Consider the following 12,162-nt stretch of genomic DNA (forward strand, 5'->3'; position numbering starts at 1 on the left):
CTTCGCCTAACCTCGGGGCGCGGCAGAAGGGTCGCCCCAGGCAATAAACTCCGGGACCAGAAACCCCTCGCGGGCTAGGCCGAAATGCAGCGGCGCACCCAACTCATCCGTGACCTTGCCGCCGGCGGCGGTGACCAGAGCGTGACCTGCCGCAACGTCCCATTCGCCGGTCGGGGCGAGTCGTGGGTAGATATCGGCGCCGCCCTCCGCGATCCGGCAGAACTTGACGGCGGAGCCGAGCGGTTTGCGCACCGCGCCGGGCCGGCGCTCGATGAATGCGTCCGAGCGGTGGTCGGCGTGGGAGCGGCTGACGGCGGCGACCCATTGGGAGCCGGGGGGAGGAAGCGGTCGGGTCGCAATCGGCTTTGCGGCGCCGGACTCACCGCCGTCCGGCGTGACCGCGACGCGCTGGGCGCCGCGTCCGACAAGACCTCGCCAGATCGACCCGAGCGCCGGCGCGCCGATGATGCCGAGTAGCGGCACCCCGTCCGTCACGATTGCAAGGTTCACCGTGTATTCGTCGCGACCCGCGATGAATTCCTTGGTGCCATCCAGCGGATCGATCACGAACAAACTTCCGGAGTAAGGCGGTGTCGCGAGATGCACGCGCTCCTCGGACAGCACCGGAATATCGGGGCGGAGTTGCGCGAGTCCTTCGGCGATCACACGGTCAGAGGCGAGATCCGCGTCCGTGACGGGAGACCCGTCGATTTTGCCGCCGATCATCATGCGGCCGCGATTGATCGAGAGCACGGCGGCGCCGGCTTTCGCGACCAGTTCCGTGAGTGAGTCCATCAGCGCGGCAGCGGAGTGAGCGTCGATCACCGGCACGTTCGAGGTGTCCTTGCGTAGCGCCGGGGGACGGCGGCGACTGCCTCAAGGTGGCAGCACAGGCTCAGGCCGTGTATCAAACTCTGAAGATCGTTTGATTCGCCATGTCCGCGTGCTGCGGAGTTGCCGAAACTGATCCCAGGAATACATTTTATGTCTGGCACACCGTCTCCCGATTCCGCTCCCGACGCGCTTGAACTCGCGGCACTGCTCTGTTCACGCGTCTGTCACGACCTCATTAGTCCCGTAGGCGCAATCGTCAACGGACTTGAGGTATTGGACGACGATCCCAAGCCGGACGATCGTGAGTTTGCCCTCGATTTGATTCGCAAGAGCGCCAAAATTGCGTCGGCGCGGTTGCAGTTTTGCCGTCTCGCATTCGGGGCAGCGGGCTCGGCCGGAGCGCAGATCGACCTCGGCGATGCCCAGAACATGGCGAAGGGACATTTCGAGGACGGCAAGATCACGCTCGCCTGGAATTTACCGCGCCTTCTGCTGCCGAAGAACAGGGTGAAACTCTTGCTCAACTTGCTGATGATCGCGCAGCAGACAATTCCCCGCGGGGGAGTGCTAACGGTCGACTCGCTCGGGCAGGGCGAGGCCATGGGCTTCCGGATCACCGCCGCCGGGTTGAATGCCCGCGTGTCGCAGCCCGTCGCCGATCTTCTAGCGTCTGGTTCGTCCAACACCGTCGATGCCCACGCGGTTCAACCCTATTACACCCGTCTGCTGGCAGACGCCTGCGGCATCAGCATTTCGCTTGTCGCCGATGGCGACCAGGTGGTTGCGACTGCCAACTAAAGCCTCCGCCTCACCGACCAGGTTAACAAATGGTTTCCAGGTCAGACGCAATGGTTTCGAAGCTCGTTGCGAATGATGGTCTCGGTCGTTTTGTTTACCAGTTTGGCGGGCTCTTTTTGACTTGCTCAACCAATGTTAACGCTTTGCGGTGAAACTGGCCCGGCCGTGAAAGGCGCGACGACGTCGCCTCGGCGTTTCGAAGGCCAGAAGGCATGGATGATCTTCTTTGCGAATTCCTGACCGAGACCAACGAGAGTTTGGACACGGTTGACAACCAGCTCGTCCGATTCGAGCAGGATCCAAACAATGCGAAGATATTGGATAATATCTTCCGGCTGGTCCATACCATCAAGGGAACGTGCGGCTTTCTGGGCCTTCCAAGGCTAGAAGCGCTCGCTCATGCGGCGGAGACGCTGATGGGCAAGTTTCGTGACGGCATGCCGGTGACCGGCGAGGCCGTGACGCTTATTCTCTCCACCATCGATCGTATCAAGGACATCTTGGGCCAGCTCGAGGCGACCGGAACGGAGCCGGAGGGGGCCGATGCCGATCTGATCGATGCATTGCATCACATGGCCGAAGATGGCCCGTCCAACTCCGCTCCCGAGCCGTCCGAGCCCATGTCGGCAGATGAAACGGCGGGGACGCTCACCTACCAGATTCTCGAACGACCTCTGCGCCCCGGCGAGGTGTCGCTTGATGATCTCGAGCGCGCGTTCCGTGAGACGAATGTCGAGCCGACTGCGCCTGCTTCGCAGCCCGCGCCCGAAGTGTCCGCGGCGCCCGTTGCTTCGAAGCCAGTCGCAAAGGCTGCTCCGAAGAAAGTGGAGGATGCTCCGGAAGGCGATCGGGTCGCCAACCAGTCCATTCGCGTCAATGTGGATACGCTTGAGCACCTGATGACGATGGTGTCCGAGCTCGTGTTAACGCGCAACCAGCTGCTCGAGATCAGCCGTCGCCAAGAAGACAACGAATTCAAGGTGCCGCTGCAACGGTTATCCAACGTCACCGCGGAGCTGCAGGAGGGCGTCATGAAGACGCGGATGCAGCCTATCGGCAACGCCTGGCAGAAGCTGCCCCGCATCGTGCGAGACCTCTCGAGCGAACTCGGCAAGCAGATCGAACTCGAGATGCATGGCGCCGACACCGAACTCGACCGTCAGGTTCTTGATCTCATCAAGGATCCGCTGACGCACATGGTACGAAATTCCGCCGATCATGGCCTGGAAACACCGGCCGAGCGCGTCAAGGCGGGCAAGCCGGAGCAGGGCTCGATCCGTCTTTCGGCGTATCACGAGGGCGGCCACATCATTATCTGCATCGCTGACAACGGCCGCGGCCTCAATACCGAGCGCATCAAGGCCAAGGCCATTCAAAACGGTTTGGCGACCGAGGCCGAAATCGAGAAGATGACCGAGGCGCAGATCCATAAGTTCATCTTCGCACCGGGGTTCTCCACCGCTGCAGCTGTAACCAGCGTCTCCGGTCGCGGCGTCGGTATGGATGTGGTGCGGACCAATATCGATCAGATCGGCGGTACAATCGACGTCAAGTCGGTGGCCGGCGAGGGTTCGAGCGTCACCATCAAAATTCCGCTGACGCTGGCGATCGTGTCCGCGCTGATCGTGGAGGCCACGGGTGATCGCTTTGCGATACCGCAGCTTTCGGTGGTCGAGCTGGTGCGTGCGCGCGCCAATTCGGAGCATCGTATCGAGCGGATCAGGGACACTCCGGTCTTGCGGCTGCGAAATAAGCTCTTGCCATTGATGCACTTGAAGACCCTTCTGAAGATCGATGATGGCTCGGCCAGCGATCCCGAGAACGGCTTCATCGTGGTCACGCAGGTCGGCAACCAGACCTTCGGTATCGTCGTGGACGGCGTGTTCCATACGGAGGAAATCGTGGTCAAGCCGATGTCGACCATGCTGCGGCATATCGGCATGTTCTCGGGCAACACCATCCTGGGCGACGGTGCTGTGATCATGATCATCGACCCGAACGGGATCGCCCACGCGCTGGGCGCATCGGTCTTGTCTCAGCAAGAGATCTCCGATGAGAGCGCTGCGCGAGCCAGCGCCGCCGAGCAGACATCACTTCTGGTCTTCCGTGCCGGATCGGATCAACCCAAGGCCGTGCCGCTCGCACTGGTCACGCGACTGGAAGAGATCGCGGTCGACAAGATCGAGATCTCCGACGGCCGCTATATGGTGCAGTACCGCGATCAGCTCATGCCACTGATTCAGATGGATGGCGTTTCGGTTGGAAAAGACGGGTCGCAACCGGTCCTGGTGTTCGCTGATGACGACCGGGCAGCGGGGCTGGTGGTCGACGAGATCATCGACATCGTCGAGGAGCGTCTGAACATCGAGGTGGCGAGCAGCCAGCAGGGCATCCTCGGCTCCGCCGTCATCAAGGGCCGGGCGACGGACGTGATCGATATCGGTCATTTCCTGCCGATGGCCTTCGCCGACTGGTTCAAGCGCAAGGAGATGCGTGCGGCTGCCACTGCGCGGTCGGTGCTGCTGGTGGATGACAGCGCCTTCTTCCGCAACATGCTCGCGCCGGTTCTCAAGGCTGCAGGCTATCAGGTTCGGCTCGCGACCAACGCGCGGGAAGGTCTCGTCGCGCTGCGGTCGGGTCAGGAATTCGACGCGATCCTCACAGACATCGAAATGCCGGACATGAACGGCTTCGAGTTCGCGGAGACGGTGCGCTCCGATAACCGCTTGAACGGCACTCCGATCATTGCGCTGTCGTCGATGATTTCTCCGGCCGCGATCGAACGGGGCCGTCAGGCCGGTTTCCACGACTACGTAGCCAAATTCGACCGGCCTGGCCTGATTGCTGCACTGAAGGAGCAGACCGCCGAAATTTGCCGGGCGGCATGAAGGACCAGATAATGACCACGGTAAATCACGCAAACGAAAGCGCACTCACCGAATACGTCACCGCGACGATCGGCGACCAGTTGTTTGGGCTGCCGATCTCACGCGTGCAGGACGTGTTCAAGCCGGAACGTCTAACCCGCGTGCCGCTGGCCTCGAACGATATCGCGGGCGTCCTGAATCTGCGGGGCCGTATCGTCACCGCGATCGATATGCGCGCCCGGCTCAAACTTCCCAAGGGAGAAGCCGGTCGCCCGCCCATGGCTATCGGCGTCGAACTGCGTGGTGAGTCCTACGGACTGTTGATCGACTCGATCGGCGAGGTCATGAAACTCCCGGATGAAGGCCGCGAGGTCAATCCGGCTAATCTCGACCTGCGGATGGCGGAGCTGTCGGCAGGTGTGTATCGGCTGGATGGGCAGTTAATGGTTGTTCTCGATGTCGATCGTGTTCTGGAGATTGGACCTGACAAGCTTGCAGCTTGACCCCGGCAAATGCCGGCCGAGGGAAAGCGCTGAAAAGACACGGAGACCAAAATGAAAACGTGCCTGATCGTTGACGACTCGAGTGTCATTCGCAAGGTCGCACGACGTATCCTGGAGGGCTTTAATTTCCACATCGTCGAGGCGGAGGATGGCGAGAAGGCGCTGGATGTTTGCAGGCGTGAACTGCCTGACGCCGTGCTTCTGGACTGGAATATGCCGGTCATGGATGGCTACGAATTCCTTCGCAACCTTCGCCGGATGCCTGGCGGCGATCAGCCGAAGGTTGTGTTCTGCACCACGGAGAACGATGTGGCGCACATCGCCCGCGCGCTCCACGCTGGCGCCAACGAATACATCATGAAGCCGTTCGACAAGGACATCGTGACAGCCAAATTTCAGGAAATCGGCCTGATCTAAATCTCGTCGCGATCCGGACGGCTGGACATTTTTATTTGTTGCGTGGGGTGGGGCATGAGTACTGCTGTGGCAAGTCCGGTGGCTCAAGATTCGAGAAAGCAGGAGCCGCTGCGCGTCATGGTGGTCGATGACTCCGTCGTTATACGCGGACTGATTTCCCGATGGATCGAGGCTGAACCCGACATGATAGTTGCGGCCTCGCTGCGCACCGGGCTCGACGCCGTCAAGCAGGTTGAGCGCGCCAATCCCGATGTCGTGGTCCTCGATATCGAAATGCCCGAACTCGACGGCATTTCCGCGCTGCCGCAACTGCTGGCCAAGAAGCGCAACCTCATTGTCATCATGGCCTCGACGTTGACGCGTCGCAATGCGGAGATCAGCTTCAAGGCGCTGTCGCTCGGCGCCGCCGATTACATTCCGAAGCCCGAGAGCACGCGCGAGATCGCGGCGGCTGATATCTTCAAGCATGACCTGATCCAGAAGATCCGGCACCTCGCTGCAAAACGTCGTCGTCCGGCGACGGCCGCCGCACCGCCGCTGGTCCCGCGCGAACAGGAACCGCTGGCCAAAGCTACTCCTGCGACGAGCCGCCCCCCGCCAACGCTGCGTGCCTTCAGCGCAAACGTCCCGCGTGTGCTGCTGATCGGCTCGTCCACGGGCGGGCCGCAGGCGCTGATGGCGCTGGTAGGTGGAATAGGGCCGGTGATCGACCGTTGTCCGGTGCTGATCACCCAGCACATGCCGCCGACGTTTACCACCATTCTCGCCGAGCATCTGGCGCGGGCCGCAGGGCGCCCCGCGCATGAGGGAGTGGATCAGGAGACCGTGAAGCAGGGTCATATCTATCTTGCACCCGGCGGTCGTCACATGCGGGTGGTCCGAAAAGGAGCAGATGCCGTCATCGTTCTGGATGACGGCCCGGCGGTGAATTTCTGCAAACCAGCCGTCGATCCTCTGTTCACGTCGGCGATAGACGTCTGGCAGGGCGGCGCTCTCGCCGTGATCCTGACCGGAATGGGATCCGATGGAATGCGCGGCGGCAGGCAGATTGTCGCCGCCGGGGGAAATGTCATCGCGCAGGACGAAGCGAGCAGCGTGGTGTGGGGAATGCCAGGCGCCGCCGTCCAGGACGGAATTTGCGCGGCGGTTCTGCCGCTTCAACAAATCGCCCCGAAGCTGGTTCGGTTATTTGCGGGAGACCGTCTGTGACACCGCTTGATTTTGAGTACTTGCGCAAGTTGCTGAAAGAGCGGTCCGGCCTCGATCTTGCCGCCGACAAGCAATATCTGGTCGAGAGCCGTTTGACTCCGCTCGCACGCAAGGCCGGCTTCTCCGGTATCGGCGACCTCGTGCAGAAAATGAAGAACGGTGCTGCGGCCCTGACGGTTGACGTCGTCGAGGCGATGACCACCAACGAAACCTTCTTCTTTCGCGACAAGACACCGTTCGATCATCTGCGCGAGACCGTGATCCCGGCGCTGGTCGAGGCCCGCGCGGCTCGTCGGAACCTGCGGATCTGGTGCGCCGCAGGTTCGACCGGGCAGGAGCCGTATTCGATCGCGATGTGCCTGAAGGAGTGCGGTCCGGCGCTCACGGGCTGGCGCACCGAGATCATCGCCACCGATCTGTCGAACGAGGTGCTCGAAAAATCGCGCGCCGGCCTCTACAGCCAGTTCGAAGTGCAGCGTGGACTGCCCATTCAGTTGCTCATCAAGTATTTCAAGCAGGTTGGCGAACTGTGGCAGATCAACCCCGACATTCGCGCGATGGTTCAGCACCGCCAGCTCAACCTGTTGCAGGATTTTTCCCATCTTGGGATCTTCGACGTGATTTTCTGCCGCAACGTGCTGATCTATTTCAATCAGGAAACCAAAATCGGCGTCTTCACGCGGCTTGCGAAGCAGATGGAAGCTGATGGTTTCCTTGCGCTCGGCGCTGCTGAAACCGTAGTCGGGCTGACCGATGCGTTCAAACCGCATCCCGATAAGCGCGGTCTTTATCTGCCCAATCGCGTTTGCTCGCCCGCGCTGGTGCCGGGCATGCCGTCACCCAAGGCGGCGGCCCGCGCGTAGGTCTGCGCTTCGGGGGCATTCTGGAGCGCGGCTTTGGCGACGACGAATGTGTTGCGCTCGCCGCTTACGCGGCATCCGGAGTGATGCCGCGTTTCACAAGATCGCATGCGGCACAAAGCGAGACGTGTTGCCCGTGATCGGGTTCTCGTCCTCGCGGATCGACAGTCCGCAAGCCTGATCGCCAACGATCCAGCTTCCGATCACCGGATACTGACCATCAAAGGTCGGCAACGGCGCGAAGGCCTGACGCACGAACCCTTCGCCGCCGTAGGGTCCACCCTGCTGATCCAGCGCCGTTCCGCTGCTGACCAGTTCGATGTTGGCGCCTTCGCGTGAGTATATCGGCTTGCGCACATACGAGTTGCCGAGCTTGCTCGCCGCGGCATCGTCCTCGAAATAGGCGGGCAGCAGGTTCGGGTGGTTGGGGAACATCTCCCACAGCAGCGGCAGAATTCCCTTGTTGGAGAGCACGATCTTCCAGGGCGGCTCAACCCATCGCGTCGACGCGGCCTGAACCTTGGAGCCAAAGCTGTCGCGTAGCATCCATTCCCAGGGGTAGAGCTTGAACGCGAGCTCAATGCGACGATTGTCAAGATCGACGAACTGGCCGGTGCCGTCGACGCCGATGCGTTCGATTTCCAGCGATGTCGTTTGAAGGCCGGCCTGCCGGGCGGTGTCCTCGAGATAGTTCAGCGTGACCGCATCCTCGGGGTTGTCGTACAGCCCGGTCAGATGCAGATGGCCATTCGTCGCGATCTCGCGCCAGCGCGCGATCAGTTTGTCGTGGATGGAATTAAACTGATCGACATTCTTGGGAATGATCTGGCGCTCCATCGCCTGTTCGAGCCAGGTCCATTGAAACACCGCGGCCTCGAACAGCGAGGTGGGGGTATCGGCATTGTATTCGAGCAGTTTCGCTGGCCCGTGACCGCTGAAGCTGAAGTCGAAGCGGCCGTAAAGCGTGGGATCGCCGCGCCCCCAGCTCTCGGTGAGGATCCGCCAGCAGGCTTGCGGGATCCTGAGGCGGCGTAGCACGCTCTCGTCATTCATTGCACGCTCGACCAGTTCGAGGCACATGGCGTGGAATTTCGCCGGTCGGCGCTTCGATCTGCTGCTCGATCTCGTCAAGCGTGAACGCATAATAGGCCCGCTCGTCCCAGTACCGCGCGCCGTCAAGGGTATGAAATGCGAAGCCGGCATTCTCCGCGGTCGATTGCCAGTCGTCGCGTTCGGGGCAGGCGATGCGTTGCATAGGAGGAACTCGCGAGCCGCAGGCGTGTCAGCCGCCGGAGAAGTGAGCCGAAATCGCATGGGCAAAACCGCCGAAGCCGCCGCGTGTGACGGAACCGCTGCCGGATTCGGATGAGGAATGGCTCGAGGAGGAATCGCTGCCGCCGTAATAACTCGATCGCGATGACCAGCCGCTGCTCGATGAACCCGAATTGCAGGCCGTTCCGGTCTGGCCGGGTGTTGCGGACGCCGCGACGCCGGGGCGGTTGGGCTCGCAGTTGTCGTGAGGCATCAGCAAATAGGCACCACCGCCGACCGCGAGCGTGCCCATCACCAGCAGCGCGACACGTCCGGAACGTTTCACCGGGGGCGACGATTCGAGCGGCGGCAGCCGTCGTTTCCCGAATTGTTCGGCGGGAGGCTGGGCCATGGTTAGTACACCATCGACGCAGCGTTGATCGCGCCGGCCGCGACCGATGACAGGCCGAGCCAGATCGCCGGCGCGAGTTCGCCGGCGGCGATCCGAGCCGACAGGTTCGGTACGGGAATTTTGACGATGTAATAGACCGCGATCTGCACGATCAGCGCGATCACGCTCCAGATCAGACAGTCGATCACATTGACGGTGTGCATAATGGCACTGACCACCGGAATGACGAAGCCAACCAGACTGAGCCCGAGCGCGATGGCTGCGGCGGGATGGTTGTCGCAGATCAGCTGGAATTCATCGTGCCGCGTGACGCGCGTATAGACGAACAGATACAGCACGACCGCGATCAGGCCTGTGCAGAAATACAGCAGGAAGGCCGGCAGCCCGGCCAGCGATTGCAGGATCATGTCAGCCCCCGTGGTGACGCCTCAGCCCCGGATAATCAGCCATGTTGTGTCAGTCGAGGCAACCCGGCGACGGGTTCAGGGCAGGATCGGGCCTTCGGGTCGAGTAAAATGCAGACTTCTAGGTCTCACAAACAAAGACCCCGCCATTTGCGGCGGGGTCAGTCTGGGAGGAAAGGTGAAGTCCGGTATCACGCCGGAATGCGGACTTCGTCATCGTGCGGTTCACGGAGCACGTAGCCGCGGCCCCAGACGGTTTCGATGAAGTTGCGGCCATCGGAGGCATTGGCGAGTTTCTTGCGCAGCTTGCAAATGAAGACGTCGATGATCTTCAACTCGGGCTCATCCATGCCGCCATAGAGGTGGTTGAGGAACATTTCCTTGGTCAGCGTGGTACCCTTGCGCAAGCTGAGCAGCTCGAGCATCTGATATTCTTTGCCCGTAAGGTGGACACGCTGCCCGCCGACTTCCACAGTCTTGGTGTCGAGATTGACTACGAGATCGCCGGTCTGGATCACCGACTGGGCATGACCCTTGGAGCGGCGCACGATCGCATGGATGCGGGCCACCAGCTCGTCCTTGTGGAAGGGCTTTGTCATGTAGTCGTCGGCGCCGACGCCGAGACCCTTGACCTTGTCCTCGATACCGGCAAGGCCGGAAAGGATCAGAATGGGTGTTTTGATCTTGGAGACGCGCAGCTGCTTGAGCACGTCGTAACCCGACATGTCGGGCAGGTTGAGGTCGAGAAGGATAATGTCGTAATCGTATAGTTTGCCGAGATCGACGCCTTCTTCGCCGAGATCCGTCGTATAGACGTTGAAACTCTCGGACTTGAGCATCAGCTCGATCGACTGCGCGACGGCGCTGTCATCCTCAATCAGCAAAACGCGCATGCCAGTCCCCTAATCGTCGCCGCGCCGGGCGTCAGGCCGGCCGCAATACTTGCGGCACTGGAAACGCCTTTAAGCAACTGATTCGGATCCTGACAGCTTATGGTTAACAAAAACTGTTTCTGTTCTGCAAGTCTCTTCGGTGCAATTTTCATCGAATCGCCCTAAGCTGTTGCATTGAAGCAGCTTTCCTTATCCGACCGGCACTCAGGCTCCACATTAAAAGTCAGGCCTAACCGACTCTCGCGACTCGCCTTCGTCCTGAAGACACGCGCGCTCAGTCACCAAAGACAGTGACGCAATGATTAACGATGCGGGTAAACACGAGGTTAAGGAGCTCGGCTAATGCGCGGAAACCTAAGGATTTCACGATGAAGAGCTTGGCCGAGCGGATTGGCGAGATCGAGCGCGTCAATATTTATGGCCGCGTGGTCGGTGTACGTGGGCTGATGGTTGAGATAGCCGGCCCTATCCATGCGATGTCGGTGGGAGCCCGTATCGTGATCGAGACCGGCGTCGGTCGGGCCATCCCTGCGGAGGTGGTCGGCTTCAACGGCGACAATGCCGTTGTCATGCCGTTTGCCGGCCTTGACGGGGTACGACGCGGCTGCCGTGCCTTGATCGCCAATGCCTCCGGCCAGGTGCGGCCGGCAGCCTCATGGCTCGGACGTGTTATCAACGCCATGGGCGAGCCGATTGACGGCAAAGGGCCGCTACCACAGGGGCCGGCGCCTGTGCCGTACCGTAATTCGCCGCCGTCGGCGCATTCGCGCAAACGGGTCGGCAAACCGCTCGATCTTGGCGTCCGCGCCCTGAACACATTCCTGACCTGCTGCCGCGGCCAGCGGCTCGGCATTTTCGCGGGCTCCGGCGTCGGCAAATCGGTGCTGCTGTCGATGTTGGCGCGCAACGCGGATGCCGACATTTCGGTCATCGGTCTGGTCGGCGAACGCGGTCGTGAGGTGCAGGAGTTCCTGCAGGACGACCTTGGCGAAGAGGGGCTCGCACGATCGGTCGTCGTGGTCGCGACTTCTGATGAGCCCGCCTTGATGCGGCGTCAGGCCGCCTATCTGACTCTGGCGGTCGCGGAATATTTCCGCGACGAGGGCAGGGACGTCATGTGCATGATGGACTCGGTGACACGCTTTGCAATGGCGCAGCGCGAAATCGGATTGTCGACCGGCGAGCCGCCGACCACGAAGGGCTACACACCGACAGTGTTCACCGAATTGCCGAGGCTTCTGGAGCGCGCCGGTCCCGGCGCCGGCGAGGGAACCATCACCGGCATTTTCACCGTGCTGGTGGACGGCGACGATCATAACGAGCCGGTGGCCGACGCAGTGCGCGGCATTCTCGACGGCCACATCGTGATGGAGCGTGCCATTGCCGAGCGAGGTCGCTACCCCGCGATCAACATTTTGAAGTCGGTGTCCCGCACCATGCCGAAATCGGCTGATCCAGCCTTCCTGCCGATCATTACCCGCGCGCGACAGATGATGGCCACTTATTCCGACATGGAGGAACTCGTCCGGCTCGGCGCCTATAGGACCGGCTCCAACGCGGAGGTCGATGAGGCAATCAAGTTGAATCCGATTTTAGAGGATTTTCTGCGCCAGGCGAAGGATGAGGTGACCAGCATCGAGGAGGGTTATCGAAGGTTGCAGCAAATCGTTAAGACCTTGGAAACGGAAAGCTAACTTTGTCGGGTCATCATCGG

11 protein-coding genes and 1 pseudogene are annotated in these 12,162 nt (G+C 61.2%); 7 read left to right on the top strand and 5 right to left on the bottom strand.

All coding sequences use genetic code 11. The annotated features are described in order from the left end of the window. Positions 1-6: 6 nt before the first annotated feature. Complete coding sequence (locus GGQ85_RS07325; RefSeq protein WP_309773980.1) at positions 7-795, bottom strand: 3'(2'),5'-bisphosphate nucleotidase CysQ family protein; 789 nt, start codon at positions 793-795, stop codon at positions 7-9. Positions 796-984: 189 nt separating this feature from the next. On the opposite strand from GGQ85_RS07325, the gene chpT reads away from it, so the two are divergent. The 6 genes from chpT to GGQ85_RS07355 all read left to right on the top strand — a co-directional run bounded on the left by chpT (position 985) and on the right by GGQ85_RS07355 (position 7,491). Further along, positions 985-1,632: a histidine phosphotransferase ChpT gene (gene chpT, locus GGQ85_RS07330; RefSeq protein ID WP_309773955.1), complete on the top strand. Its 648-nt coding sequence runs from the start codon at positions 985-987 to the stop codon at positions 1,630-1,632. Between the two features lie 212 nt (positions 1,633-1,844). Then, positions 1,845-4,520, top strand: a complete 2,676-nt coding sequence (locus tag GGQ85_RS07335) for a hybrid sensor histidine kinase/response regulator (RefSeq protein WP_309773956.1) — start codon at positions 1,845-1,847, stop codon at positions 4,518-4,520. A gap of 11 nt (positions 4,521-4,531) precedes the next feature. Next, entirely contained in the window at positions 4,532-5,002 is a 471-nt protein-coding gene (locus GGQ85_RS07340; RefSeq protein ID WP_079445689.1) for a chemotaxis protein CheW, read from the top strand. Positions 5,003-5,053: 51 nt separating this feature from the next. Next, complete coding sequence (locus GGQ85_RS07345; protein ID WP_309773957.1) at positions 5,054-5,419, top strand: response regulator; 366 nt, start codon at positions 5,054-5,056, stop codon at positions 5,417-5,419. 54 nt (positions 5,420-5,473) lie between these two features. Continuing rightward, the gene (locus GGQ85_RS07350) at positions 5,474-6,628 is read left to right on the top strand and encodes a protein-glutamate methylesterase/protein-glutamine glutaminase (RefSeq protein ID WP_309773958.1); all 1,155 of its coding nucleotides are present in this window, start codon (positions 5,474-5,476) and stop codon (positions 6,626-6,628) included. Then, positions 6,625-7,491 (top strand): CheR family methyltransferase, encoded by an 867-nt coding sequence (locus GGQ85_RS07355; protein WP_309773959.1) that lies wholly within the window; start codon positions 6,625-6,627, stop codon positions 7,489-7,491. The genes GGQ85_RS07350 and GGQ85_RS07355 overlap by 4 nt, the downstream gene beginning before the upstream one ends. Before the next feature lie 93 nt (positions 7,492-7,584). On the opposite strand, the pseudogene GGQ85_RS07360 reads toward GGQ85_RS07355, so the two are convergent. From GGQ85_RS07360 to ctrA, 4 genes and pseudogenes are all read right to left on the bottom strand, one after another. Further along, a pseudogene (locus GGQ85_RS07360) lies at positions 7,585-8,743 on the bottom strand (glutathionylspermidine synthase family protein). 27 nt (positions 8,744-8,770) lie between these two features. Further along, positions 8,771-9,151: a hypothetical protein gene (locus GGQ85_RS07365; protein ID WP_309773960.1), complete on the bottom strand. Its 381-nt coding sequence runs from the start codon at positions 9,149-9,151 to the stop codon at positions 8,771-8,773. Between the two features lie 2 nt (positions 9,152-9,153). After that, positions 9,154-9,558 carry a DUF350 domain-containing protein gene (locus GGQ85_RS07370; RefSeq protein WP_309773961.1) on the bottom strand — a complete coding sequence of 135 codons (405 nt, stop codon included), beginning with the start codon at positions 9,556-9,558 and terminating at the stop codon, positions 9,154-9,156. A 188-nt stretch (positions 9,559-9,746) separates the two neighbouring features. After that, entirely contained in the window at positions 9,747-10,448 is a 702-nt protein-coding gene (ctrA, locus tag GGQ85_RS07375) for a response regulator transcription factor CtrA (protein WP_079445676.1), read from the bottom strand. 368 nt (positions 10,449-10,816) lie between these two features. On the opposite strand from ctrA, the gene fliI reads away from it, so the two are divergent. Further along, positions 10,817-12,142 (top strand): flagellar protein export ATPase FliI, encoded by a 1,326-nt coding sequence (gene fliI, locus GGQ85_RS07380; RefSeq protein WP_309773963.1) that lies wholly within the window; start codon positions 10,817-10,819, stop codon positions 12,140-12,142. The last annotated feature ends 20 nt before the right edge of the window (positions 12,143-12,162 follow it).

Source organism: Nitrobacter vulgaris, from assembly GCF_031453995.1.
GTDB lineage: Bacteria > Pseudomonadota > Alphaproteobacteria > Rhizobiales > Xanthobacteraceae > Nitrobacter > Nitrobacter vulgaris.

Coding starts and splice junctions, on each gene's coding strand:
- GGQ85_RS07325 (WP_309773980.1), bottom strand. CDS start 795: ATGGACTCACTCACGGAACTGGTCGCGAAAGCCGGCGCCGCCGTGCTC.
- chpT (WP_309773955.1), top strand. CDS start 985: ATGTCTGGCACACCGTCTCCCGATTCCGCTCCCGACGCGCTTGAACTC.
- GGQ85_RS07335 (WP_309773956.1), top strand. CDS start 1,845: ATGGATGATCTTCTTTGCGAATTCCTGACCGAGACCAACGAGAGTTTG.
- GGQ85_RS07340 (WP_079445689.1), top strand. CDS start 4,532: ATGACCACGGTAAATCACGCAAACGAAAGCGCACTCACCGAATACGTC.
- GGQ85_RS07345 (WP_309773957.1), top strand. CDS start 5,054: ATGAAAACGTGCCTGATCGTTGACGACTCGAGTGTCATTCGCAAGGTC.
- GGQ85_RS07350 (WP_309773958.1), top strand. CDS start 5,474: ATGAGTACTGCTGTGGCAAGTCCGGTGGCTCAAGATTCGAGAAAGCAG.
- GGQ85_RS07365 (WP_309773960.1), bottom strand. CDS start 9,151: ATGGCCCAGCCTCCCGCCGAACAATTCGGGAAACGACGGCTGCCGCCG.
- GGQ85_RS07370 (WP_309773961.1), bottom strand. CDS start 9,558: ATGATCCTGCAATCGCTGGCCGGGCTGCCGGCCTTCCTGCTGTATTTC.
- ctrA (WP_079445676.1), bottom strand. CDS start 10,448: ATGCGCGTTTTGCTGATTGAGGATGACAGCGCCGTCGCGCAGTCGATC.
- fliI (WP_309773963.1), top strand. CDS start 10,817: ATGAAGAGCTTGGCCGAGCGGATTGGCGAGATCGAGCGCGTCAATATT.